Here is a 24,875-nt window from a genome sequence, read left to right on the forward strand (position 1 = left end):
CCAGAACGCCAGTTCGCACCGTTCGAGAGCAGTCGTTGGCCGGCGCTGCTTCCGCTTCCCGTTGCCGACCGACACGCGAAGTCAAGTTCCGGCGTAGAGCCGGCGCTCGTCCGGAGCATCGCCAAGGTCAGCTTTCGGTAACCGCTGTCGTTCCGCGGGCGACCGGCAGCAACCAGTCTGAAGCACGCGCTCAAGGTTGAACCTCGAACCATGACTTTCGGCCAGGAACGGGCCTTCAGGGCCGTCTCTCATTTCGCCCAAGTGGATGGCTTCTCAGCAAGCCGCCCTTGCGTTGGCTCCCACGCGGCTTTTCTGAAGTCAGGCCCGCGGTCCTGAGCGGAGCCCCTGTGCGCTCAAGGTTGGGCCCGGTGACACGTCCAGATAGGCTTCCGTCGCCTCGGCCACCAACGGCGCAGCCGGCTGTACGCCGCCCCGGCCGAGCGCCGCGGCCAAGCGTTCATACGCTGCCAAGTAGCCCCGCAACGATCTCGTGAGCGGGCGATCGACGTCCTGCCGCCGCGCCAGCGCATCGTCGATGCGCCGCTGAATCAGCGTCGACTGCCGCTCGAGGTAGCGCAGGCAGCGCAGCCGACAGCGCTGCGAGCGCGCGGCCAGCACTGCGAGCACCGGCACCAGCGGCAAGATCAGCAGTCCCGTTGTGGCGCCCCGGGGGAACAGCGCGCCCTCGTCGCGCAGCAGGGCCGTCACGTCGTCGCCCCATTGCCGGCGTTCGTCGGCGAGCGCCGCGCGGTGCGTGACCAGGTGCATGCGATAGGCCGGATCGCGCACTTCGCCGCCGGCCACCAGCACCGGCATGCCGTCGCGTGTGCCGGGCACGATGCAATCGGCGCCGATGTAGCCGCCGCCGCGGGCCCGGTCCACGAGGATCACATGCTGGCGATCGTCGGATTGCCGCGGATCGAGCGGCACGGTCGCGCACATCGCGGGCTTGCGGTTGCCGTGAATGGCGCACAGACCGTCGTCGCGGCGGGCCGGGCAGGCGCCCGCCGACGGGTAGTCGAAACCCTGGGTCAGCAGCTCGGGCGCGCCGCCAGCCCCGGGGCGCACCCCTAGCGCGCCGACGAACAGGTCCTCGTGGTGGAACAATTCGGGCACTGTCATCACCGGCGGCGAGTTGCAGCACCGGCCGCACGCGGTGCAGTGGAACGATACGGTGGTCTCTACCATGGCCGTCGCACCGACTCCTGATAGCGCTCGAGGATGAACCGCTTGACCGGCTCGGAGCGGTACGACGCGACGAGCGTGCCCACCCAGTCGGCTGAGCGATCGGCGGCCCGCACTGCGAGCACGTCGGACCACGGCGTGCGGGCGTCCTCCACGCCGATCGAGTCGCGGGCGGGCAGCAGCCCGGCGCGGGCCGCGGCAGGGCGGTCGATCACGGCGAGGTCGACGCGGTACAACGCATCCGCGAGCCGGCCGGCAGGCAGCGGATCGAGGCGGAACTGATGGCGGTTGCCGATCACGTCGCGCGTGGTTGCGGTGAGCCCGGCGTCGTCGCGCAGCACGACCAGCCCGTGGTTGTGCAGCAGCACGAGTGCACGGGCCTGGAGCAGCGGATCTCGCGGGATCGCGAGCGTGGCGCCGCGGCCGAGCTGGCGCGGGGATGTGATGCGGCGCGAGTACAGCGCCACCGGTTGCGTGACTGTGCGCGTCGCCTCGATCAGTTCGTTGCCGTGCCGTGCGCGGTCGCGGGCGAACGAGACGCCGTCCTGGAAGCAGGCGGCGTCCAGCCGGCCCCGCGTGACATCGGCATTGATCGCTTGGCCGTCGCTTCGTTCGACGATGCGCAGGTCCAGTCCTTGGGCGGCAGCGACGTCGCGCACGCACGCGAGGATTTCCGCGTGCGGGCCGGGCAGCACACCGATCGTGACCGGCCGCGCCGGCAGGGTCGCGAAGACCAGCTTGCACGGGAGCAGTGGCGCAGCTGCCAGCACCATCAGGATGCGGCGCCGCATCAGCGGGTTTCCCGCCATACCGTTCGGAAGCCGATGTGGGCCGTCGCGAGGTCCGCCTCCTGCGACTCACGGGCGGCGGCGCGGTAGCGCACGCAATAGTCGGGTGCGCACAGAAACGAGCCGCCCTTGATGACCATCGGCTGGTTCGGCTTGTGGAATGGCGCGGCAACCGCGGCGGTGTCGCCGTTCATGTGCGGCTGGTGAGGTCCGGTGTACGGATCGCTGGTCCATTCCCATACGTTGCCGATCATGTCGTACAGACCGAACGGGCTGGCGGCGTAGCAGCCCACCGGGGCGAGGCCAGCATAGCCGTCCTGCTTGGCGTCGAAGGCGGGAAAGATGCCTTGCCAGTAGTTGGCGGCGGGACGGCCGGTGGCGTCGCGTGGCGCAGTGTCGAGCTCTGCGCCGTCCCGGCCGGCCTTGCCAGCGTATTCCCACTCGACTTCGGTGGGCAGGTCGCGGCCGAGCCAGCGTGCGTACGCGAGTGCGTCGGCCTCGGTGACGAAGGTGACGGGCACGTTGGCCTGCCCGTCGTTCGACGAGCCCGGGCCGCCAGGGTGGCGCCAGTCGGCGCCCTTGACGAACGTCCACCAGGCGAACGGGCGCGCATTGAACTCGGCCTCGGTCGGCGTGTGGAACACGACGGCACCGCCTTGGCGTTCTGCCTCGGTGACATAGCCGGTGGCCTTCACAAAGGCGGCGAACTGGGCCGTCGTGACCTCCGTCCGATCGATCCAGAACGGTGCGACGCGCACCGGCGAGGCGGCGGCGGGGCGTTCATCCGGGTACCCCTTGGTGCTGCCGAACGTGAAACTGCCGCCGCGCACCGGCACCATGCCTGCCCGTGGGTCGGCGCCCCAGCCGACGGGCAGGCCACCGTAGGCGGCACATTGGGCGGGTGTGCCGAGCGCTGCGACCGGCAGGTCAGCGGGTGAGCGAGCGGCCATCGCGTAGGCGACGAGCCCCGCGCCGGCTAGCGCGGCTGCGCCAGCCAGGAAGGCGCCCCGACGCGGGGCGGAGAACAGGGGTCGGATCATGGGAGCGAACGCGAAGATGGCGCTGCGGGGCGGGACCGCCTGAGGCGGCGGGCCGCGCAGCGCGACGGGCAGGGTGGGATCAGTAGTAGCCCGCTGGACGCAGCGGCTCGACACCGCCCACCGACTTCATGTAGTTGTTCCAATCGGCAATCAAGCCGTTGACGATGCTCGGGTTGGAGCCTGCGACGTCGTTGTTCTCACCGCGGTCGGTCGTCAGGTCGAACAGCTGCCAGTGTCCGTCCAGCGGGCCGTGTGGTGGCTCGGTCCACAGTGCCTTCCACTTGCCGTCCGTGCTGGTCACATAGCCACGGCCATACGACTCGTCGCCGAACGGGGCCTTGCGAACGGACGCGCTGGTGTCACCACGCAGCACCTGCAGCAACGACTGGCCGGTCACGGGATAGACATAGCGGTTGTCGTAGATGACCTTGCCCTTGTTCTGGTCCTCGCCGGTGATCGTGCTGATGTTCGCCGGCGCGGCCTGGGTCGGCAGCTTCGCTTGGCCCACGTCCAGGAAGGTGGCGGTGAGGTCGGTGATGTGCGTGAACGCCACATACTGCGACTGTGCCGCCGTCTGGCCGGGCATGCGGACGATCAGCGGCGTGCCGACGCCGCCTTCGCCGAATTGGCCCTTGGTCTGGCGCAATGGCGTGGCGCTGACCTCGGCCCAGCGCAGGCCGTACTGCAGGCGCTTCGCCGACTGCAGGCCGTTGTCGGTTCCAAGCGTTGCATAGACCGCGTCGGCCGCGTTGGCCTCGTCGGTGGCCTTCGGATCGACCGTGGCCGCGGCGATGGGCCAGCCTTCGGCCCCGTTGTCGGACTGGAAGACGATCAGCGTGTTGTCGTACTCGCCGATGTCCTTCAGGTGCTGCACCAGCAGGCCGATGTTGTAGTCCAGGTTGGATACCATGCCGGCGTAGATCTCCATGTAGCGGGCCTGCGCCTTCTTCTCGAGCGAGCTCAGGCTGTTCCACTTCTTCGAGATGCGCCCGGCGCCGTAGTCGACGTAGCCGTCAGCCGGCGAATGCACCGCGCTGATGTACTTGGCCGCACCGGTGCCGTTGTTGGCGCTGGCGGGCGACGACGTCAGCGTCTCGACGTCGCCGGCGTACGCCTGGAAGTCCTGCGGGATGATGCCCAGTTGCTTCTGCCTGGCGATGCGCCCCGCGCGGATGGCCTCGTAACCGCCATCGTACTTTCCCTTGTACTGGCTCAGCCAGGGCTCGGGCACCTGCAGCGGCCAGTGCGGCGACGTGTAGGCCGCGTAGGCGAAGAACGGCTTGCCGTCTCCCTTGTTGGCGTCGATGTAGCTGATCAGCCGCTGGGTGTAGAAGTTGGTCGAGTAGAACTCCCCGCCACCGGTGCCGCCCGGCTGGCCGGGTTGACCCGGCTGCACGTAGGCGCCGTTCTCGGTGTAGTTCTTCGAGCTCGCGGCTTCGTGGGCGAAGTGGTTGCTGGCGGCGCCGCCCATCAGCGCGTAGCTCTTCTCGAAGCCCCACTGGTCGGGCGTGTGGCCCGTCGTGCCCAGCGACACCGCGGGATCGGCGAGGTTCGAGCCCAGGTGCCATTTGCCGGCCATGTAGGTGTGGTAGCCGGCGTCCTTGAGCAGCTGCGCGACCGACAGCGAGCGGTCGTTCAGGTAGCCCTCGTAGCCGGGCAGACCCTTCCGTTCGTCGTTCGGGGCGCCCATCGTGCCTTCGCCGACCAGGTGGTGGTCGGTGCCCGAGATCAGCATCGAGCGCGTGATGGCACAGACGGTGCCGGTGTGGTGGTTCGTCAGCAGGCGACCGCCCGCGGCGAGCGCATCGAGGTTCGGCGTCTCGATCTCGCCGCCGAACGCAGCGATGTCGGAATAGCCGAGGTCGTCGGCCATGATGAAGACGATGTTGGGACGCTTGGACAGCGGGTTGGTGGTGTTGGCTGTGCCGGCGCCTGTTGTGCTCGCGCTTGCGGTCCCAGTGCTCGTGCTACCGGTGGTGTTCGTGGTCCCGGTCGTGCCCGTGGTCCACGCTGCATTGTCGCCGCTGCCACCGCAGCCGTGAAGCGCGAGGCTGAGGGTGACGACGGCAAGGGAGCTCTTTCGGAGCCTGTGTCTGTGAACTGACATCTTGTGGAGGCGTAGCGCGGTTGTTGAAGCAACCCGCGAGGCTATCGCCGCCTCCTCGGACAGCGAAGTACGAAGAGCTCATAACGTCATGCGTTTTCTGAACGATGGCGCTCGACTGGAATCTGAGCATGACTCGCACGGCACCAACTTGCGCGACGACTTCAACGGCGACAAGGCGTGCTTCGAGCTCGGCGTCGCCGAGGCCGGCTGCCTGGCGTCCGCAGCATCACGAACTTTATTGTCTTTGTGGAGGAGCGCGCCATGTCCGAGCACCGGCAAGGGTCCGGATAAGAAGCTAAACTTTGTAGTTGTCCTGTCCAACCGAACGCATGCACGACCCCCTCGCTGCCCCCGAAACCGACGCCCCCCACGCGCTGGCGGTGGACCTTCGCATGCTGGCCTCGCAGCTGCGCCGCCGCCTGCGGCAGGAAGCCTCGGTCGCCGACTGGACCGAATCCCAGCGCGCGGTCCTGTTGCGGCTGGAGCGCCAGGACGCCGCCACCGTGACCGAACTGGCGCTGGCCGAAGGCGTGCGTTCCCAGTCCATGGGCGCCACCGTGGCTTCGCTGATCGAGGCCGGCCATGTCAGGGGCGCGCCGGACCCCGCGGACGGCCGGCGCACGCTGCTGTCGCTCACCCCGCAGGCGCGCAAGGTGTTCCGCCAGGTCCGGGCCGCGCGCGAAGACTGGCTGCAGCGCACGATATCGGCGCGCTACTCGGCGGCCGAGCAGCGGCAGCTGGCCGGCGCGGTGCGGCTGCTCCAGCGACTGCTGGAGGCCTGATGAGCCGGACCTTCCGATCCCTGCGCAACCGCAACTACCGCTTGTGGGCGGCCGGCGCGCTGGTGTCCAACGTCGGCACCTGGATGCAGCGCACCGCCCAGGACTGGCTGGTGCTGACGCACCTGACGAACCACAACGCCACCGCCGTCGGCACCGTGATGGCGCTGCAGTTCGGCCCGCAGCTGGTGCTGCTGCCCTTCACCGGCCTCGCGGCCGATCGCCTGGACCGGCGCAAGCTGCTGATGGCGACCCAGGCGGCCATGGGCCTGCTGGCGCTCGGGCTGGGCCTGCTCACGGTGAGCGGCATGGCGCAGCTGTGGCATGTCTACGTGTTCGCGCTGCTGCTGGGCTGCGTGGCGGCCTTCGATGCGCCGGCCCGGCAGACTTTCGTGGCCGAGTTGGTGTCGGAGAGCGAACTGTCCAATGCGGTGGCCCTCAATTCCACCTCCTTCAATGCCGCCCGCATGGTGGGGCCGGCGGTGGCCGGGCTGGTGATCGCGGCCACCGGGCCGGGCGAGGCCTTCCTGCTCAACGCGCTGTCCTTCGTGGCCGTGCTGACCTCGCTGGCCTGCCTGCGCCAGGGCGAGCTTTTTCCGCGCCAGGGCGCGGCGGGGCGCAACGGCGGCAGCCTGATGGAGGGCTTCCGCTATGTCTGGCGCCGCCCCGACCTGCGCGCCCTGCTGGCCATGCTGTTCCTGGTCGCCACCTTCGGCCTGAACTTCCCCATCTTCATCTCCACCATGTCGGTCGGCGCCTTCCACGGCGGCCCCGGCCAGTACGGCCTGCTCTCCTCCACGATGGCCATCGGCTCGGTCACCGGCGCGCTGCTGGCGGCGCGCCGTGCGCAGCCGCGTTTCGGGCTGTTGCTGGTCGGCTCGGCCGCGTTCGGCTTCGGCTGCCTCGCGGCGGCGCTGATGCCCAACGTGGTCGGCTTCGGCATTGCCCTGGTCGTGACCGGCGCGGCGGCGCAGACGCTTACCACCTCCACCAACGGCATGGTGCAGCTGTCCACCGACCCGGCCCTGCGCGGCCGCGTCATCGCGATCCTGCTGGCGATCCTGCTCGGCAGCACGCCCATCGGCGCGCCGGTGGTGGGCTGGGTGGCCGACACCTTCGGCCCGCGCTGGGCCATGGGGGTGGCGGCCGCCTCGGGCTTCGGCGCCGTGGCGATCGGCCTGCGCTACCTGTTCAGGCACCACGGCCTGCGCCTGCGACTCGAAGGGCGCCGGCTGCGCTACCGCGTGGTGCCGCCCCCGCCCTGAGATCCGCGATCAGCCGCCGCCCGACGCACGGCCACCGCGGACGGCGCCGGCACGGGTGGCATCGCCGCGACATCCACCCGCTTCGGGATGGCGATCTGTGCGCCCGCCCGGGTCACGCACAGCGCGGCCATCCGGGCCGTCTCGCAGAGAATATGCCCTACCGAGACAACCGCCACACGAGCCGCCATGGACCTCAGCAAGTTCCCCAAAGACCTGATGCACGCCATCGGGTTCACCGAAGTGCTTCGCGTCGACCACGAAGCCGGCATCGCCCGCGTGCGCTACACCGCACGGCCCGAGTTCGCCCACACCCAGGGCACCGTGGTGCAGGGCGGCCTGATCACGGCCTGGCTCGACAGCGCCATGGCCTTCGCCGTCATCGCGCGCGATCCCGAGGCCGCCCTGGCGAGCCTCGAGCTCAAGGTGTCGTTTCTCGAGCGGGTCGGGGTCGCCGCCTACGAGGTCGAGGCGCGGGTGCTGCGCTGGGGGCGCAGCGTCGTCTTCCTCGAGGCCGATCTCTTCTCCGAAGGCGGCGTCCTGCTGGTGCGCGCCTCGTCGACCGGCAAGCTGCTGCGCCCGGCCCGCGCATGAGCAGGCCGTCGCTCCTGCAAGGCGTCGAATTCGGCAATGCCGGCGACCTGGACACCCAGGGCACTGGCTGGTTCGTCGGCTTCGGCGCATGGACCCACGCCCCGTCGACGGCGCTGCGCCACGTGGCCGACGGCACGACGACGGGCGGACCGTGCATCAAGTACTTCCGGCATCCGGCCGGCCATCCGAACGGCGACCCCAAGCCGCTCAGCGAAGGCCGGACCCTGTCGATGCTGGTCGATGCGCAGAGCGAGTTCCGCATCGAGTTCTCGACCCGCGCCGACTTCGCGCCCGCGGACAGCCTCGCGCACACCCTGCGCCGCCATGGCGACTTCGTGATCTGGGGCCCCGGCATCCACCACCGCGCCTTCGGCATCCAGACCGCGTGCATCCTGACGGTGCGCTGGACCTGAGCGCTCGACATGGACACATCGTTTCGCATCCGCCCCGTCTCGCAGCCCGACTTCGCGGCCTGGAAGCCTCTCTGGGACGGCTACAACGCCTTCTATGGCCGCAGCGGTCCGACCGCGTTGCCGGCCGAGATCACGGCCACCACGTGGGCGCGCTTCCTCGACCCCGAGGAGCCGATGCACGCGCTGGTCGCCGAGGGTGCCGACGGCGTGCTGGGCCTGGCGCATTGCCTCTACCACCGCAGCACCACCCAGATCGGCATGAGCTGCTACCTGCAGGACCTGTTCACGGTCGAGGCGGCCCGGGGCCGGGGCGTCGCGCGCGCCCTGATCGAAGCGGTCTGCGCGCATGCAGCGGCGGCGGTTCGCCAAGGGTGTACTGGCAGACCCACGAGACCAACGCCACGGCGATGCGGCTCTACGACCGGGTGGCCGAGAAATCCGGCTTCGTGGTCTACCGAAAGCTGCTCTGACGCCCGCGCCTCAGCTCCCCGTCGAGGCATAGTGCCGCACGCCCCTGGCCCAGGCCGCGAACGAGAGCGCGAGGAAGGCGAAGCCGGCCGACGGCGAGATCCATCCCACCCATGCCGGCGCACCGAACGGGTCGGCCCGCCCGAGGATCGCCAGCCCCGGGTAGTAGCTGACGCAGGCCAGCGGCACGACGAAGGTCAGCAGGCGCCGGAACCAGCGCGCGTACAACGCGATCGGGTACTGGCCGGCTTCCACGCCGCCATAGGTGAAGACGTTGGCGACCTCCAGGCTCTCGACGGTCCAGAAGGCCAGCGTGCCCTGCAGCACCAGGATGCCGAGAAACAGCGCCACGCCGCCGCCGATCGCGAACAGCGCCAGCGCCAGGTGCGCCGGCGTCCAGGCGATCGGCGCCTGCAGGCTGGCGAACACCAGCACCAGCAGGCCCTGCAGCAGCCGGCCCAGGCGGCTGATGCGCAGGTCGTGCCCTACCAGCTGCAGCGCCAGCGCGCGCGGCCGCAGCAGCAGGCGGTCGAAGGCGCCGGTGCGCAGGAACTCGGTGCCCAGCACGTCGAAGCCGCGCCCGAGCGCGTCGGCCAGCGCGAACATCACGTTGACCAGGCCGTAGAACAGCGCCACCTCGCCGATGCGCCAGCCCTGCACGCTGCCGAAGCGATCGAACAGGGCCCAGATCGCGACCACCTCGATGCCGGTCACCAGGAACTGCGACACCGTCAGCATCAGGGCCGAGGCCGGATAGCGGGCCTGCCCCCGCAGCGAGCCGGCCACGAGCCGGAAGAAGAGCGAAAACCCGTTCATTTCAACCGCCCTGCACTTCGAGCCGGCGCATCGTGCGCGCCATGCACCAGCGGCCGAGCAGCACCAGCACGACGGTCCAGCCGGCCTGCAGCGCCAGCCCGCCCAGCGCCTGCCAGCCCGTGAACTGCGCCACGTAGAGCCGCATCGGAATGTCCATCAGGCCGGCCAGCGGCTGCAGCAGCAGGGCCGTCTGCCAGGGGTCGGGCAGCAGGGCCAGCGGCAGCAGGTTGCCCGACAGCACGATCACCACCGGCGCCGCCAGCGCGTTGATGCCGCGCTCGTTGAGCGCCGCGGCGGCCGCCACGTTGAGCAGCATCACGAGCGCCGCCGACAGCAGCAGCGCCAGCAGCGCGGAAACGGCAAAGGCCAGTGCGCCCGCCAGGCCCGCGGGCGGCTGCCAGCCCCATTCGCCCCATCCCAGCAGCGGCAGGGCGACGCCGGCGAAGGCCACCATCAGGGCCAGCCGCGGCAGCACGCGCGCCGCGATCCAGCCCGCGCTGCGCACGTACCACAGCGCATAGGCATCGACCGGCCGCAGCCGGTCGTAGGCGACGGAACCGGTGCGCACCGCCTGCGCCACCTCGGGGTCGCCGGCCCAGGGCAGCAGCGTGAGCAGGCCCTGCGCCAGCCAGGTGTAGGTGATCGCGTGCGCCAGCGTCATCGGGACATCGCCCGCCTCGGCGCCGCCATAGAAGGCGGCCAGCACCATCACCTTGATGCCGCCCCACCAGCATTGGGTGCCGAAGCCGGCGAGCGCCGCCGTGCGGTACTGCAGCATCTGCAGGAAGCGCGAGGCGAAGGCGGCCGTGTAGGGCCGCAGCAGATCCTGCAGCCTCATGCCTCGGCCGCGCCATGCATGGCGTAGAAGCGTGAAATCACCTCTTCGATCGCCAGGTCTTCGAGCCGCATGTCCTCGCCCGGCGGCTGCGCCGCGCTGCGCGCGGCCAGCACCTGGGCCCGCAGGGCTTCCACCGGGCTGTCGGCCAGCACGCGGCCGTGGCCGATGACGATCACGCGCTCGGCCAGCGCCTCGATGTCGTGCATGTCGTGGGTGGTCAGCAGCACGGTCGTGCCGCGCTCGCGGTTGGCACGCCGCACGAAGTCGCGCACCGCCAGCTTCGACGGCGCGTCGAGGCCGATGGTCGGCTCGTCAAGGAACAGCAGGTCGGGCTCGTGCAGCAGCGCGGAGGCGATCTCGGCGCGCATGCGCTGGCCGAGCGACAGCTGGCGCACCGGCTGGTCGAGCACGCGCTCGAGCCTGAGCAAGGCCACCAGCTCGTCGCGGGTGCGCCGGTAGCGCGCCGGCTCGACGCGGTAGATGTCGCGCAGCAGGTCGAAGCCCTCGCCCACCGGCAGGTCCCACCACAGCTGGGTGCGCTGCCCGAACACCACGCCGATGCGGCCGACATGCCGCTCGCGATCGGCGAAGGGGTCGCGCCCGCCGACCTCCACCCGCCCGCTGTCCGGCCGCAGGATGCCGGCCAGGATCTTGATGGTGGTGGACTTGCCGGCGCCGTTCGGTCCGATGAAGCCGAGCAGCTCGCCGCGCTCCAGCGCGAAGGAGACGCCGGACAAGGCCTCGACCGTGCGCTGGCGCCGCTGCAGCAGGCCGCGCATCGCCCCGAGCAGGCCCGGATCGCGCTCGGAGATGCGATAGGTCTTGACGAGGCGCTCGACGCGGATGTGGGGCATGGTGCGGCACCCACGGCGTGGGCAGGAAGGCGGGGGGCGGATTCTAGGGGAACGCTTGCCGCCCTTGCGCCGCAGCGGTCAGGGTTCGACCGGCGCCGCCACCCCGCCCTGCTCGACCTGCGCCGCATCGTCCTTGCGCAGCATCGTGATCAGTTCGTCCAGCGCAGCCACGGCGCCCTCGGGGTCACGCGCCCGCAGGCACCGGACCACCTTGCGCCGCAGCGGGAACACGTCGGGCCGGGGTCGCACCGGGATCACGTGCGTCATGCGCTCGCGCAGCACGGTGGTCATGGTCTGGGCCATGAGCCGCAGCGCTTCGTTGTGGCCGGCCAGGCTGATCGACGAGAAGAAGCGCGCCGTCGCCTCGATGCGCCGCGGCAGCGCGTCCGCGTCCTGGTGCTGCTCGATCTCGTCGACGGCGGCCTCGATCTCGTCCACCTCCTCGGCGCTGGCCCGGTCGCAAGCCAGCCGCAGCAGCTTGCCGTAGAGCGCGCGGTAGGCCTCGTCGATGTCGACCGATCCCAACTGCCCTTCGAGCACCCGCTGGCGCAGCGACTCGGCCAGCATCATGTAGGCACCCTTGTAGAACACCAGGGCATGGTCGGCGCAGCCGCTGTGCATGTGCTTCACCTCGCCGATGAAGATCTCGTGGTCGCCGGCCTCGTGGCGGGCATGGACCCGGCACTCGAAGCTGGCCAGGCAGTCGTCGACCAGCGGCGTCCCGAGCGGGCCGGGACGCCAGGCCACGCCCTCGAACTTGTCGGCGATCTTGCTCGACGCGAAACGCCCGGACAGCTGGTCCTGGCTCTGCGACAGGATGTTGATGGCGAAGCTGTCGGCCTCCACGAAGGTGCCCAGCAGGCTGCTCGCCTTGCGCAGGCTGAACAGCACCAGCGGCGGCTCCAGCGAGACCGAGCTGAAGGAGTTGCAGGTCAGCCCGACCGGCTTGCCGTCCGGCGTGCGGGTCGTGATGACGGCCACCCCGGTGGGGAAGCAGCCCAGCAGCTGGCGGAACAGCTTGGGGTCGATGGGCTCGGTGTGCGGCGTCGGCTGGCTCATGGCGTGCTCCCCTGGCGCTTGAAGAGTTGGACGATGTTGCCCTCGGGGTCGCGCAGCGACAGCACCGCGCCGTGCGCGCCCATGTCGCGCATGCCGAGCACCTCGCCGCCCAAGGCGGCGACCCGCTGCGCGGTGGCGGCGAAGTCCTCCACCTCGAACACCATGACGACGCCGGAAGTCGCCGGCACCGCTTCTTCGCGGCAGGCCAGCGCGACGCTGGTGTTGCCCACCCCGTACTGGATCCAGCGGTCCTGGTCGCGGAACTTGAGCTGGAGCCCGAGCGCCGATGCGTAGAAGGCATGGAGCTCGGCGGGCCGTTCGGCCACCACGAACACGTTCTGCAGCCGCTTGGGCGATTCGATGGCGGGATTCATGGCGAACTTCCGTAGAGATTGGTGAGCGAGGCCTTCAGGAAGCCGCCGTCGACCACGATGTCCTGCCCGTTGACGTAGGCGGACGCATCGCTGGCCAGGAAGCACACGGCATCCGCGATGTCCGCCGGCAGCCCGAGGCGGCGGGCGGGAATCCTGGAGGTGCGGGCCTGCAACGTGCCCTCGTCGCGGTAGTGCGGCTCCGACAGCGGCGTGCGGATCATGCCGGGGCTGACGGCGTTGGCACGAATGCCGCGCGGGCCCCATTCCACGGCCATCTGGCGGGTCAACGCCTGCAGCGCGGCCTTGGTCGGCCCGTAGGCGCCAACCCGCGTGGGCACCTGCGCGGCGATCGACGCCACGTTGACGATGCTGCCCGCCTCGCGCTCGAACATCATCGGCACCAGGGCCTGCGCGCACAGCAGGGCGCCGCGCAGGTTGACGCGGAAGATCCGGTCCCAGAGCTCGATCGGCAGGTCCTCGAGACCCACCGGCGCCGCGCTGATGGCCGCGTTGTTGACCAGCACGTCGCAGCGGCCGAAGCGCGCGCGCGTCAGCGCCGCCAGCGCGGCGACCGATGTCGGCTCGGCGATGTCGCAGTGCACCGACAGCAGGCCGTCGGCCTCGGTCGGCGTGGCCGGATGGCTGATGTCGGCCTGCACCACCTGCGCGCCGATCGCGCGCAGCTGCTGGCAGATGGCCAGGCCCAGGCCGCCGGAGGCACCGGTGACCACGGCCACCCGGCCCTGCAGGGCGGCCTTGTCGAAAGCGAGGGGAGCGCGCATCGGTGACGGTGCCTCAGGCGGCGACGGCGTTCATCGAATCGACTTCCTTGCGGATCGCCGGGATGATCTTCTCGCCCCACAGCTCGATCTGGCGCAGCATGGTCTTCTGGTCGAAGTCGCCCAGCTGGGTCTGCAGCGCGATGTGCTTGGGCCGCAGGATGCTGATCTCTTCCAGCATCTTGTCGATCACCTGGTTGACCGAACCCACCGGCAGGTTCTTGCGCAGCTGTTCGAAGCTCGGGTCGGTGGGCGACGGCACTTCCTTGACCATGTAGCCGTCGTCCGACTGGGCGCGGCGGAACTTGAGGCTTTCCGAGATGCGGCGCTGGAAGCGCGCGTTGTCCAGGTAGGCGTCGATCTCGGAGGCCTTGTCGGAGGCGAAGGCGCAGCGCAGGAAGCCGAACTTCACGTCCTCGTCGAGGTCGGCGCCGTTGTCCGCCGCCACCTTGTCGAGCCGCTCGCGCAGCGTCGCGACCGCCTCCGTGCCGTTGAGCAGCGCCGTCACGAACAGGTTGTGGCCTTCGCGCACGCCGCGGCCCAGCGTGACCGGGTTGCCCGAGGTGATCCACAGCGGCGGCATCGGATCCTGCACCGGACGCACGGCGATCGAGCTCGGGGGCAGCTTCAGGTACTGGCCGTCGTATTCGACGATCTTCTGCGTCAGGCCCTTGGACAGGATGTCCAGGAACTCGTTGTAGATCGCGCCCGACTCCTCGATCTTCACGCCGAAGCGCTCGAACTCGAACGCCTGGTAGCCCGAGCCGATGCCGAGCTCCAGCCGGCCGTTGGACACCGTGTCGACGAAGCCCACCTCGGCCAGGAAGCGCGCCGGGTGGTACAGCGGCAGGATGCACACGGCGGAGCCCAGGCGGATGCGCCGGGTCTTGGCTGCCATGTGGGCGATCATCATCAGCGGCGAGGGCGACAGCGAGTAGTTGTTGAAGTGGTGCTCCGCGTACCAGGCGGTGTCGAAGCCGGCCTGCTCGGCCACCACGGTCTGCTCGATCGAGTTCTGGATCACCTGCTGCGAAGTCTGGTGATAGCCGCGCTGCTGCGCCAGGATGAATACGCCGAATTCCATGTCTTGCCCCGCTTCCAATGAGTGATGTGCGATGCAGGAATTCTGCGGTCGCACCCGCCGATCGGGAATACGGTCGGCGCGCGATTCAGTCCTGCAAAAAAGCGCGGGATCGGCCGTCCGAGGCAAAAAAAAACGGGGCCTCGAGGCCCCGTTCCCCGGCGCGTGCGCGCTGCCTATTTCTCGCTCAGGTCGGTCACCTTCGCCAGGCCCTGCCAGATGGCGGCGTCCTTCTTGACCGAGGCGGCGAACTGCTTGGCCGTGCGGCTGGGCGGCACGATCATGTTCTGCCCCTCGATCTTCTGGCGCACCTCGTCGGTCTTCTGCAGGCGGTTGATCTCCTCGTTGAGCCGGTCGATGATGGCCGTCGGGGTGCCCGCCGGGGCGAACACGCCGTACCAGCCGTCGGCCTCGAACTTGTAGCCCTGCTCCGCCAGGGTGGGCACGTCCTGGGTGGCCGGCCAGCGCTGCGAGCCCGTCTGGCCCAGCGCCACCAGCCGGCCGTTGCGCATGTGCGGAATGGGCGACGCGATGTCGGTGAAGGCGACGCTGATGTTGTTGGCGATCAGGTCGGTGACTTCGGTGACGATCGTCTTGTACGGCACGTGGGGCATGTCCAGGCCGTAGTGCGCCTTGATGCCTTCCATGGCCAGGTGGCCGGACGAGCCCGTGCCCCACGAGCCGTAGGCCAGCTTGCCGGGATGCGACTTGGCGTAGGCGACCATGTCGGCCAGGTTCTTGAAGCCGGTGCTCGGGTTCGTCATCAGCAGGATGCCCGCGGCGCCGACCTGCGTGACCGGCACCAGGTCCGTCTCCGCGTTGTAGGGCAGCTTCGGATGGATCACCGGATTGATGAGGATGGACGACGACGGCGCGAACAGCAGCGTGTAGCCGTCGCCCGGCGCCTTGGCCACCGTGTCGCAGGCGATCAGGCCGTTGGCGCCCGGCTTGGCGTCCACCACCACCGGCTGCTTCAGCGTTCTCGACAAGGGCTCGGCGATCAGGCGAGCGAAGATGTCGCCACCCGCGCCGGCCGAGCCGGCCACCACCAGGCGGATCGGGCGCGAAGGCCACGGCTCCGGGGCGGCCATGGCCTTGACGCCGGCGCCGAGCAGCATGCCGCCGAGCAGGACCGTGCGGCGCTGGATGAGTGTGTTGTTCATGGTTGTCTCCTGGTTCGACTGCGCGAAGTGTTGGGGGATAGGGGTCCGCGGGTGCGGACCCGGTGCAGGTGCCCCGGGCCAGGGGCCTGCCGATGGAATTCGGGTCAGGCAGCCAGTGCGTCGGTCGCCGGCTGCTGGCGTCCCAACGCCTTCTGGATGGCGGGGATGATTTTTTCACCCCAGAGATCGATCTGCCGGAGCATGGTCTTCTGGTCGAAGTCGCCCAGCTGGGTCTGCAGTGCGATGTGCTTGGGGCGCAGGATGCTGATCTCCTCCAGCATCTTGTCGATGACCTGGTTGACCGAGCCCACCGGCAGGTTCCGGCGCAGCTGCTCCATCGTGGGGTCGGTCTCGGACGGCACTTCCTTGATCATGTAGCCGTCGTCGGACTGCGAGCGGCGGAACTTCAGGCTCTCGGAAATGCGGCGCTGGAAGCGCGCGCAATCCAGGTAGGCGTCGATCTCGGCGGGGTTGTCGGAGGCATAGGCGCAGCGCAGGAAGCCGAACTTCACGTCGCGGTCCAGGTCCTTGCCGTTGTCCTCGGCCACCTTGTCGAGGCGCTGGCGCAGTCCCTGGATGGCTTCGTTGCCGTTGAGCAGCGCGGTCACGAACAGGTTGTGGCCTTCGCGCACGCCGCGCCCCAGGGCCACCGGGTTGCCCGAGGTGATCCACAGCGGCGGCATCGGGTCCTGGACGCAGCGCACCGCGATCGAGCTGGGCGGCACCTTGAGGAAGCGGCCTTCGTACTCGAAGATCTTCTGCGTCAGGCCCTTGGGCAGGATGTCCAGGAATTCGTTGTAGATCGCGCTGGCGTCGGCGATCTGGACGCCGAATCGCTCGAACTCGAACTCCTGGTAGCCCGAGCCCACGCCCAGGTCCAGGCGCCCGTTGGACACCGTGTCGACGAAACCGACCTCGGCCAGGAAGCGGGCCGGCTGGTAGAGTGGAAGAATGCAGACCGCCGTGCCCAGGCGGATGCGCGTCGTCTTGGCCGCCATGTGGGCGACCATCATCAACGGCGACGGCGAGAGCGAGTAATTGTTGAAATGATGCTCCGCATACCAGGCATTGCCGAAGCCGGCCTGCTCCGCAGCAACAGTCTGCTCGATGGAGTTCTGGATGACCTGCTGCGAAGTCTGGTGATAGCCCCGTTGCTGGGCGAGAATGAATATTCCGAAATCCATGTGTGCTGTCTCCGCGAAAAATCGGGCCCGCGAGGGGTCCGCAAATTCTCGGGCAGGCCAGCTGATTCGATAATGGAAGAAATTGCAGATCTGAACTGCGGAGACTGGAGGACTGATGGATAGATTGCGCGCCATGGAGCTGTTCCTGTCCATCTCCCAGACCCGTAACTTTTCCGAGACCGCGCGCCGCTTCGGCGTCTCCGCCACCGGCGTGTCGCGCATGATCACCGACATCGAGGAGGAGCTGAAGGTCAAGCTCCTGCTGCGCTCCACGCGCCAGGTCGCGCTGACCGAGTCGGGCCAGGAATACGCGCGCCAGTTGGAGGGCATCCTGTGGCGCATCAACGAGCTGCAGACCAACATCACGGCGATCAGCAGCGCGCCGCAGGGCCTGCTGCGGGTGCATTCGCGCGTGATGTTCGGCCTGGGCGTGCTGCCGCCGCTGATTGCCGCGTTCCGCAAGCGCTACCCCGAGATCCATATCGAGCTCACGCTGGGCGAGACGGCGGCCGACCTGCGGCGCAGCCAGATCGATATCGATTTCCGGATCTCGCCGCCGGTGGAGGCCGGCGTCAAGCGCCGCATGCTGTTCCAGAGCGATCGCTACCTGGTGGCCACGCCGGCCTACCTGGCCGGCAAGCCCGCCCTGCAGGCGCCCGAAGACATCCTGGCGCACGATTGCCTGGCCTACCAGCTGCCCGGCGACGAATACACCTGGCAGTTCAAGCAGCCGGCGCAGACCAGCGCCATCGCGTTCAAGCCGCGCCATGTCAGCAACAACGGCATCGCCCTGCTGGAACTGGCGCGGCTGGGCGAAGGGCTGGCGCTGCTCGACGACTACACGGTGCACAACGACCTGCGCCAGGGCCGGCTGGTCCGGGTTCTGAGCGACCATCGCATCAGCAACAAGGGCTTCGACGAGGGCATGTACGCCACCATCCTCGACACCCCCATCATCCCGGCCAAGATCCGCCTGTTCCTGGATTTCGTGGCCGAGCACGTGGCGGGGCCGGAGCTGCGCTTTTCCGCCCACAGCAAGGCCGCCGGGCTCGACGCCCCGCCCGCGGCCTGACCGCCGCGCGGCCTACAGCGGCATCCGGCACTCGGGGCGGGCCGCGCCGCTGAAGCCCAGGCCGCTCAGCTTGAGCACGGCGCCGTCCAGCGGCCCTGAGGCGCTCAGGCGGCCGCTGTCGCTGATGGTCGTGACGAACAGGTCGTCCATCGCCGGCCCGCCGAAGCACAGCGCGCTCGGGTGGGCCACCGGCAGCGCGACCTGGTGGGTCAGCCTGCCCTGCAGGTCGAAGCGGGCCAGCGCCCCCACCCGCACCAGCGCCGTCCACAGGCCGCCTTCGCTGTCGAAGCAGCAGCCATCCGGCCCGGAGTCCTGGGCGTCGGTGCGCACGAACACCTGCTTGTCGGCCAGGCGGCCGTCGGCCTCGATCGCATACGAATAGACGACCCGCGCGGCGCTGTCGGCCACATGCAGGCGGCCGTTCACCGCGTTCACGCAGGGGCCGTTGGTGATGCCCAGGCCCTCGTCCAGCTTGTGCAGCTGCAGCTCGGTGTCGAGCCGGTACAGCCCGCCCAGCGGCGGCTCGTCGGCCGCGCGGAACACGTGCATGGTGCCGACCACGAAGCTGCCGTCGGCCAGCGCGATGCCGTCGTTCAGCCGCAGGTCGGGATGGCTGTGCTCGATGCGCGCCAGCGGGCGCAGCCGACCGCTGCGCAGGTCCAGCGCCGCGATCTCCTCCTTCAGCGCCAGCACGATGCGGTCGTCGCCGTTGAAGGCGAACGCGCCCAGGGGCGCGGGCGCCTCGTGACGCGCCGTCACCGCCCCGGTGTCGGGGTCCAGCGCCAGCACCAGGCCGGCGCGGCAGTCCAGCAGCCAGAGCTGCTGCCCGTGCCACACCGGGCATTCGCCCAGGGCGGTCTTCAAATCACCGAGGCGTCGGATATTCATTTTCGCGCTTCATTTGCAATCTTCAATTGAATTGGATCGGCCAAATCAATTCAATTGCGCAAATGACAATGGCGACCCATGGACAGGATTCGGTTCATGTTAGCGACCCTCTGCCGACCCATCCGCCGGGGAATGCTTCATTTTTTGCAGAACACTCTCCCGGAAAAATGAGAGATCAAATTCAACGCGATTTCTATAATCGATCGAGCGTATTAAAACCGAGACAAAGCGTCTTTTTATTGCAGAGGTGACGTATGAGTGATGAATGGGTTCGTCTGGAAGTGGAAGGCGGCGTGGGACTGGTCACCATGGACCGCAAGCCGGTCAATGCACTGAGCCGCGAGATGCGCCACGCGCTGGTGGCCACCTTCGACGCCATCTCCGAGCGCACGGACATCCGCTGCGCCGTCCTGACCGGCGCGGGCAGCGTGTTCTGTGCCGGCGCCGACCTGAAGGACCGGCCCGACGCCGATGTCGCCGGCGACTTCCTCGCCCACAACCGCATCACTCGCGAGACCGGCAACGCGATCCGCGAGTGCGCCAAGCCCGTGATTGCCGCCATCAACGGCGCGGCGCTGGGCGCCGGCTTCGGCCTGGCCGCCGCCTGCGACATCCTGTATGCCTCGGAGAACGCCACCGTGGGCATGCCCGAGATCAACGTCGGCCTGGCCGGCGGCGCCTCCATGCTCAAGACCCTGTTCGGCCGCTCCACCCTGCGCCGCATGTTCTTCACCGGCCAGCGCCTGAGCGCGCACGACCTGCTGAAGCGCAACGTGGTCGACGACGTGCTGGCCGAGAAGGACCTGCTGCCCTTCACGATGACGCTGGCGCGCGAGATCGCATCCAAGGCGCCGCTGGCCATCGCCTATGCCAAGCGCGCCGCCAACATGGTGGACGTCATGCCGCAACGCGATGCCTATCGCTTCGAACAGGAGTTCACCATGGCCCTGTCGAAGACCGAGGACGCCCGCGAAGCCCGCATGGCCTTCCTCGAGAAGCGCGCGCCGGTTTTCAAGGGACGCTGAGACCATGCTGACCCAGGTTCAAGCCGCCCCGGGCACCGGGCTCGACGCCTTCTTCGAGGCCGACGGCGTGGCCGTCATCGGCGCCTCCGACGACATCACCAAGATCGGCGGCCGCCCGGTGCAGCTGCTGCGCAAGTACGGCTATGCCGGCCCGATCTATCCGGTCAACCCCAAGGGCGGCACCATCCAGGGCCTGCAGGCCTATGCCTCGATTCTGGACACGCCCACGGCGCCGGCGATGGCGATCCTGGCGGTGCCGGTGGAAGCCACGCTGCAGGCGGTGCGCGACTGCGGCAGCCGCGGCGTGCGCGGCGTGATCGTGCTCACCGCGGGCTTCGCCGAGGCCGGCCCCGAAGGCGCGGCCCTGCAGGCCGAGCTGGTGCGGGTCGCGCGCAACCACGGCATGCGCCTCTTGGGCCCGAACTGCCTGGGCACCGTCAACGTGGCCGACCGGCTGGTGGGCTCGTTCTCGATCGCGCTGGAGCAGAGCCTGCCGCCGGCCGGACAGGTCGGCATCGTCTCCCAGTCCGGCAACATCGGCAGCTTCACGATGCGCAACATGGCCGAGCGCGGCCTGGGCGTGAGCCGCTTCATCGCGACCGGCAACGAAGCCGACGTGGACGTGGCCGACGGCATCGCGGCGCTGGCGCAGGACGAGGGCACCCGCATCATCCTGTGCGCCATGGAAACCTGCCGCGATGCCGGCCGCCTGTTCGAAGCGCTGGACCTGGCGCGCAGGCAGCACAAACCGGTGATCGTGCTCAAGATCGGCGCCACCGAGCAAGGCCAGGCCGCCGCCGCCTCGCACACCGGCGCGCTGATGGGCTCCGACGCCGTGTTCGACGCCGTCTTCCGCCGCCATGGCGTGCTGCGCGTGCGCTCGTTCGAAGAGCTGCTCGACGTAGGCCATGCCGCCGCCCTGCTGGGCCGCGAGCGCCTGCCCGCCACCGACGCCGTGACGCTGGTGGCCGCCTCCGGCGGCTTCGGCATCATGATGGCCGACGCGATGGTGCAGGCCGGCATGACCCTGCCGCAGCTCGCCGAGACCACCCGGGCCCGCATCCGGGAGGCCGTACCCACCGCCGGCACGAACAACCCGGTGGATGCGTCGGCCCAGATGTCGGCGCGGCCCGACATTTTGCTGAAGATGCTGAGCGCGCTGCAGGACGATGCCAACGGCAGCACGCTGGTGCTGCTGCTGGCCCTGTCGCTGTACAACCCGCGCCTGCGCGGCGTGTACCTGGAGGCACTGTCCAAGGTCCGGGCCAGCCATCCGGAGCGCCTGCTGGTCATCATCAGCCAGGGTCCGCCCGATGCGGTGGCCGAGATCAATGCGCTGGGCATTCCGGTGTTCCCGACCATCCCGGCGGCGGCCGCCGGGCTGGCGGGCCTGGTCCGGCTCGGCCAGCTCGGCAGCCTGCCCGCCGCCGCCACCTACGACGGCCCGGTCGACAGCGTGGATGCCGCCGTGTTCCGCAACGAGCTCCAGGCCAAGAAGGCGCTGGCGGCCGCCGGCATCAGCGTGCCGCGCGAAGAGATCGTGGCCTCGGCCGACGAGGCCGTGCGCAGCGCCCGCGCCACCGGCTACCCGGTGGTGCTCAAGATCGCCTCGGAAGACATCGCCCACAAGACCGAGATCGGCGGCGTGGCACTGGGCCTGCAGGACGACGATGCCGTCCGGCAGGCCTACGACCGCCTCATGGCCAACGCCCGGCAGCACGCGCCCGAGGCACGGCTGGACGGCGTGCTGGTGGCGCCGATGGTCCGCGGCGGCGTGGAGCTGATCGCCGGCGTCTCGCGCGACCCGGTGTTCGGCCCGGTGGTCATGGTCGGGCTGGGCGGCATCTATGCCGAGATCCTGAAGGACGTCGCGGTGCAGGTGGCGCCGGTCTCCGAGGACGAAGCCCTGCGGATGATCCGCAGCCTGAAGATGTTCCCGCTGTTGGACGGTGCCCGCGGCAGCCCCAAGGCCGACGTGGCCGCCGCCGCGCGCACGGTGGCCCTGCTGTCGGCGTTCGCCTGCCGCCATGCCGCCGACGTGGCCGAGATCGACATGAACCCCATCCTGGTCAAGCCGCAAGGCGAAGGCGTCCTGGTCCTGGACGCCCTGATGGTTCCCACCTCCCGCAACCGCCCTGCCCCCTGAGGCTCTCATGCACATGGAAAAGAACCCGGCCATCCCGGACGCTGCAGCGGGCCCGGCCGTCTACCGCCAGTACGCCCGCCAATGGCTGGGCACCCACCTGCCCGCGCACATGCGCGCCGACAGCGTCGACTACCGCACGCCCACGCTGGACGAGTGCCGGGCCTGGGAGGCTTCGATGTACGACGCCGGCCTGGCGGGCATGACCTGGCCCAAGGCCTATGGCGGCCTCGGCCTGACTTTGCGCGAGCACCTGGTCGTCAACAAGGAGGTCGGCGCGCTGGCCATGCCGGAGAGCGTGAGCTCGATCGGCAAGGAACTGGCGGGCCCCATCATCCAGACTGTGGGCACCGAAGAACAGAAGCAGCTGTTCCTGCCGCGCATCCTCGCCATGCGCGACTACTGGTGCCAGGGCTTTTCCGAGCCCGACGCGGGCTCGGACCTGGCGCGCCTGCGGACCCGGGCCGTGCCGGAGGGCGACAGCTGGCGCATCAACGGCCAGAAGATCTGGACCAGCGGCGCCGCCAAGGCGCGCTATTGCCTGCTGCTGACCCGCACCGGCACGGTGGCCGACAAGCACCGCGGCCTGCTGATGTTCGCCGTGCCCATGGACACGCCCGGCATCCGGGTGGTGCCCATCAAGTCGATCGACGGCAAGGTGTCCTTCGCCGAAGTCTTCTTCGACAACGTCGTGGTGCCCGACAGCGCGCGCCTGGGCGCACCGGACGAGGGCTGGAACGCGGCCATCCGCGTGCTGTCCATCGAACGCGCGACCAACCGCATGTACCGCGCCTGGCGCTTCGACTGCGAGCTGCGCCAGCTGGTCGCCGCCTGCAAGTCCGATCCGCAGCTGTCCCGGCTGCTGGACGACGGCAGCACCCAGCGCCGCATCGGCGAGGTGGTGGGCGAGATCGATGCGCTCAAGGGGCTGGTCGAGCAGACCGTGAACCGGATGATGGCCGGCGAGAAGATCGGTGCCCGGGGTTCGCTCACCAAGCTGTACTGGTCCGAGTGCCACCAGGCCTTCGCAGGGCTGGCGCTGGCGCTCGTGTCGCAAGTGAACCCGCGCTCCAGCGCATTGGCGCAGCGCGCGCGCAAGCACTTCACCACCGCCTACTTCTATTCGCGTGCCGAGACCATCTATGCCGGCACCACCGAAGTGCAGCTGGACATCATCGCGCAGCGCATCATGGATCTGCCCAAGGACCTGGCATGAGCAACTCAGACAACGATCTCCGGCCCGAGGAGTTCGCCCAGGCCGCGGCCGAGGCGATCCAGGATGCGCAGGCGCGCGACTTCCGCGACGCCGCCCGCGTCCTGGCCGCCGCGGGCCTGTGCGGCGTGTGCGCGCAGGAGGACGCCGGCGGGCTCGCGCTGGGCATCGCCTTCGCCCTGCCCATCGCGGCCGAGGCCGGCAAGCTGCGGCTGCACTGGCCGCTGCTGGAAAACCTGCTGGTCGCCAAGGCGCTGGGCGACTCGCCCCTGGCAGCAAAGCTCGCCAGCGGCGAACGCGTGGCCACCTGGGCGCTGCAGGGCAGCCTGCAGGACGGGCTGGCCGGCCAGGCGCGCGGCGCCAGGGACTGCGACTGGGTGCTGGTGGCCGATGGCCAGGGCGGCGGCACCCTGCTGGACCTGCGAAGCATCGAGATCCAGGAGGACGAAGCGCTGGACCCGGAGCACCCCCAGTCGTGGCTGGCGCTCGACGGCGCCAAGGTGCTGGCGACGCTGGACGCCGCCACCTTCGCCGCCCTGCAGCGCGACAGCCACATCCTGATCGCCGGCTTCGTGAACGGTGCGGCCGAGTCGGCCCTGGCCACCACGGCCGGCTACATGGCGACCCGGGTGCAGTTCGGACGCCCGCTGTCGGCCAAGCAGGCCGTGCGCCACCTGCTGGCCCGCATGCGGCTGCAGCAGGAGGCCGCCAGCGCCGGCATCCAGCGCGTGCTGGACACCGACGAAGACGGCCGCGTGCGCGCCACGCGGCCGGTGCTGGCCAACGCGCTGGCGAGTGCCGCCTTCGTGCTGGAGAAATCCATTCATCTGCACGGCGGCATGGGCTTCACCTGGGAAGTGCCGTTGCACTACGCGCTGCGCGAAGTGCGCAAATTCGATGCCGCCTTCGGCGCCGGCGCGCTGGCCAGCCAGGTCGGCCGCGACTTCATCCAGTCTGTATGAACCAAGGAATTCGAATGAACCAGGATCTGCTCGGCCGCGTGGCCCTCATCACAGGCGCCGGCGCCGGCATCGGCCGCGAAACCGCGTTGCAGATGGCCGCCCGCGGCGCCATCGTCGGCGTCAACGACCTCAAGGAAGAACTGGTCATGCCGGTGGTGGACGAGATCCGCGCACGCGGCGGCCAGGCCCATGCCATCGTGCAGAACATCGCCAGCCGCGAGGGCATCCGCGAGGCCATCCAGCGCGCGCATGGGCTGGGCGGACGCTTCGACATCCTGGTGAACAACGCCGCCTGGGTGCGCTACCAGGCCATCCCCGAGATCATGTCGGAGACGGTGGAGCGCATGCTGGACGTGGGCTTCAAGTCGGTCCTCTGGAGCCTGCAGGAGGCCGTGGCCCTGATGGACCCCGAGCGCGGCGGCGCGATCGTGAACGTGGCGTCGGTGGCGGCCCTGCGCTCGGCCGCGAACTCGGTGGTCTATTCCGGCATCAAGGCGGGCATCCTGGGCATCACCCGTGCCGCGGCCGCCGAGCTGGGCCCGCGCAACATCCGCGTCAATGCCGTCTGCCCGTCGGCCGTTCCCACCGAAGGTACGCAGCGCAACCGCAATGCCGAGCGCGATGCCAACCGCATCGCCCGCACGCCGCTCGGGCGCCTGGGCACCGTGGAGGACATCGCCCGCAGCATCTGCTTCCTGGCCAGCGACGATGCGGCCTTCATCACGGCCCAGGCGCTGGTGGTGGATGGCGGCATCACGCTGACCAATATCTGAAACGCGGCCGGTGTC

General features: G+C 69.5%; 24 protein-coding genes and 1 pseudogene. 11 read left to right on the forward strand and 14 right to left on the reverse strand.

The window, feature by feature from the left end; translation table 11 throughout:
• Positions 1–318: 318 nt before the first annotated feature.
• The 4 genes from QTI33_RS15370 to QTI33_RS15385 all read right to left on the reverse strand — a co-directional run bounded on the left by QTI33_RS15370 (position 319) and on the right by QTI33_RS15385 (position 5,120).
• Entirely contained in the window at positions 319–1,188 is an 870-nt protein-coding gene (locus QTI33_RS15370) for a YkgJ family cysteine cluster protein (protein WP_286506934.1), read from the reverse strand.
• Positions 1,182–1,994 (reverse strand): MetQ/NlpA family ABC transporter substrate-binding protein, encoded by an 813-nt coding sequence (locus QTI33_RS15375; protein WP_286506935.1) that lies wholly within the window; start codon positions 1,992–1,994, stop codon positions 1,182–1,184. The genes QTI33_RS15370 and QTI33_RS15375 overlap by 7 nt, the downstream gene beginning before the upstream one ends.
• Complete coding sequence (locus QTI33_RS15380) at positions 1,976–3,013, reverse strand: formylglycine-generating enzyme family protein (RefSeq protein WP_444814846.1); 1,038 nt, start codon at positions 3,011–3,013, stop codon at positions 1,976–1,978. Before QTI33_RS15380 ends, QTI33_RS15375 begins: the two co-directional genes overlap by 19 nt.
• Positions 3,014–3,092: 79 nt before the next feature.
• Positions 3,093–5,120 carry an arylsulfatase gene (locus QTI33_RS15385; protein WP_444814847.1) on the reverse strand — a complete coding sequence of 676 codons (2,028 nt, stop codon included), beginning with the start codon at positions 5,118–5,120 and terminating at the stop codon, positions 3,093–3,095.
• A 329-nt stretch (positions 5,121–5,449) separates the two neighbouring features.
• On the opposite strand from QTI33_RS15385, the gene QTI33_RS15390 reads away from it, so the two are divergent.
• The 5 genes and pseudogenes from QTI33_RS15390 (at position 5,450) to QTI33_RS15410 (ending at position 8,638) form a co-directional block, all read left to right on the forward strand.
• Positions 5,450–5,902, forward strand: a complete 453-nt coding sequence (locus tag QTI33_RS15390; RefSeq protein WP_286506936.1) for a MarR family winged helix-turn-helix transcriptional regulator — start codon at positions 5,450–5,452, stop codon at positions 5,900–5,902.
• Complete coding sequence (locus QTI33_RS15395; protein ID WP_286506937.1) at positions 5,902–7,164, forward strand: MFS transporter; 1,263 nt, start codon at positions 5,902–5,904, stop codon at positions 7,162–7,164. Before QTI33_RS15390 ends, QTI33_RS15395 begins: the two co-directional genes overlap by 1 nt.
• A gap of 186 nt (positions 7,165–7,350) precedes the next feature.
• Positions 7,351–7,755 carry a PaaI family thioesterase gene (locus QTI33_RS15400; protein WP_286506938.1) on the forward strand — a complete coding sequence of 135 codons (405 nt, stop codon included), beginning with the start codon at positions 7,351–7,353 and terminating at the stop codon, positions 7,753–7,755.
• The gene (locus QTI33_RS15405; RefSeq protein ID WP_286506939.1) at positions 7,752–8,168 is read left to right on the forward strand and encodes a hypothetical protein; all 417 of its coding nucleotides are present in this window, start codon (positions 7,752–7,754) and stop codon (positions 8,166–8,168) included. Before QTI33_RS15400 ends, QTI33_RS15405 begins: the two co-directional genes overlap by 4 nt.
• 9 nt (positions 8,169–8,177) lie before the next feature.
• A pseudogene (locus QTI33_RS15410) lies at positions 8,178–8,638 on the forward strand (GNAT family N-acetyltransferase).
• Positions 8,639–8,648: 10 nt separating this feature from the next.
• Here QTI33_RS15410 and QTI33_RS15415 read toward each other — a convergent pair.
• From QTI33_RS15415 to QTI33_RS15455, 9 genes are all read right to left on the reverse strand, one after another.
• A complete protein-coding gene (locus tag QTI33_RS15415) occupies positions 8,649–9,452 on the reverse strand; it encodes an ABC transporter permease (protein WP_286506940.1) in 804 nt (267 codons plus the stop codon).
• Between the two features lies 1 nt (position 9,453).
• A complete protein-coding gene (locus QTI33_RS15420; protein ID WP_286506941.1) occupies positions 9,454–10,290 on the reverse strand; it encodes an ABC transporter permease in 837 nt (278 codons plus the stop codon).
• Entirely contained in the window at positions 10,287–11,144 is an 858-nt protein-coding gene (locus tag QTI33_RS15425) for an ABC transporter ATP-binding protein (protein WP_286506942.1), read from the reverse strand. Before QTI33_RS15425 ends, QTI33_RS15420 begins: the two co-directional genes overlap by 4 nt.
• Positions 11,145–11,222: 78 nt before the next feature.
• Positions 11,223–12,203, reverse strand: a complete 981-nt coding sequence (locus tag QTI33_RS15430; RefSeq protein ID WP_286506943.1) for a flavin reductase — start codon at positions 12,201–12,203, stop codon at positions 11,223–11,225.
• The gene (locus QTI33_RS15435) at positions 12,200–12,577 is read right to left on the reverse strand and encodes a VOC family protein (RefSeq protein ID WP_286506944.1); all 378 of its coding nucleotides are present in this window, start codon (positions 12,575–12,577) and stop codon (positions 12,200–12,202) included. The genes QTI33_RS15430 and QTI33_RS15435 overlap by 4 nt, the downstream gene beginning before the upstream one ends.
• Positions 12,574–13,359, reverse strand: a complete 786-nt coding sequence (locus QTI33_RS15440; RefSeq protein ID WP_286506945.1) for an SDR family NAD(P)-dependent oxidoreductase — start codon at positions 13,357–13,359, stop codon at positions 12,574–12,576. The genes QTI33_RS15435 and QTI33_RS15440 overlap by 4 nt, the downstream gene beginning before the upstream one ends.
• A 13-nt stretch (positions 13,360–13,372) precedes the next feature.
• Positions 13,373–14,440, reverse strand: coding sequence for an LLM class flavin-dependent oxidoreductase (locus QTI33_RS15445; RefSeq protein WP_286506947.1), 1,068 nt, complete (start codon positions 14,438–14,440; stop codon positions 13,373–13,375).
• 173 nt (positions 14,441–14,613) lie between these two features.
• Positions 14,614–15,600, reverse strand: coding sequence for a Bug family tripartite tricarboxylate transporter substrate binding protein (locus QTI33_RS15450; RefSeq protein ID WP_286506948.1), 987 nt, complete (start codon positions 15,598–15,600; stop codon positions 14,614–14,616).
• A 104-nt stretch (positions 15,601–15,704) separates the two neighbouring features.
• Positions 15,705–16,784 carry an LLM class flavin-dependent oxidoreductase gene (locus QTI33_RS15455; protein ID WP_286506949.1) on the reverse strand — a complete coding sequence of 360 codons (1,080 nt, stop codon included), beginning with the start codon at positions 16,782–16,784 and terminating at the stop codon, positions 15,705–15,707.
• Between the two features lie 115 nt (positions 16,785–16,899).
• Between QTI33_RS15455 and QTI33_RS15460 the strand changes: the two genes are divergently transcribed.
• Entirely contained in the window at positions 16,900–17,856 is a 957-nt protein-coding gene (locus tag QTI33_RS15460) for a LysR family transcriptional regulator (RefSeq protein WP_286506950.1), read from the forward strand.
• A 12-nt stretch (positions 17,857–17,868) separates the two neighbouring features.
• Here the strand turns inward: QTI33_RS15460 and QTI33_RS15465 are convergent, their stop codons facing one another.
• Positions 17,869–18,744 (reverse strand): SMP-30/gluconolactonase/LRE family protein, encoded by an 876-nt coding sequence (locus QTI33_RS15465; protein ID WP_286506951.1) that lies wholly within the window; start codon positions 18,742–18,744, stop codon positions 17,869–17,871.
• Positions 18,745–18,998: 254 nt separating this feature from the next.
• On the opposite strand from QTI33_RS15465, the gene QTI33_RS15470 reads away from it, so the two are divergent.
• The 5 genes from QTI33_RS15470 to QTI33_RS15490 are packed head-to-tail and all read left to right on the forward strand — an operon-like array spanning position 18,999 to position 24,860.
• Complete coding sequence (locus tag QTI33_RS15470) at positions 18,999–19,769, forward strand: enoyl-CoA hydratase/isomerase family protein (RefSeq protein ID WP_286506952.1); 771 nt, start codon at positions 18,999–19,001, stop codon at positions 19,767–19,769.
• Between the two features lie 4 nt (positions 19,770–19,773).
• Positions 19,774–21,915, forward strand: coding sequence for an acetate--CoA ligase family protein (locus tag QTI33_RS15475; RefSeq protein ID WP_286506953.1), 2,142 nt, complete (start codon positions 19,774–19,776; stop codon positions 21,913–21,915).
• A 7-nt stretch (positions 21,916–21,922) separates the two neighbouring features.
• On the forward strand, positions 21,923–23,128 hold the full coding sequence (locus QTI33_RS15480) for an acyl-CoA dehydrogenase family protein (protein WP_286506954.1): 1,206 nt from the start codon (positions 21,923–21,925) through the stop codon (positions 23,126–23,128).
• Positions 23,125–24,087: an acyl-CoA dehydrogenase family protein gene (locus QTI33_RS15485; protein ID WP_286506955.1), complete on the forward strand. Its 963-nt coding sequence runs from the start codon at positions 23,125–23,127 to the stop codon at positions 24,085–24,087. The genes QTI33_RS15480 and QTI33_RS15485 overlap by 4 nt, the downstream gene beginning before the upstream one ends.
• Positions 24,088–24,101: 14 nt before the next feature.
• Positions 24,102–24,860: an SDR family NAD(P)-dependent oxidoreductase gene (locus QTI33_RS15490; RefSeq protein WP_286506956.1), complete on the forward strand. Its 759-nt coding sequence runs from the start codon at positions 24,102–24,104 to the stop codon at positions 24,858–24,860.
• The last annotated feature ends 15 nt before the right edge of the window (positions 24,861–24,875 follow it).

The organism is Variovorax davisae (assembly GCF_030316845.1).
Taxonomy (GTDB): Bacteria; Pseudomonadota; Gammaproteobacteria; order Burkholderiales; family Burkholderiaceae_C; genus Variovorax; species Variovorax davisae.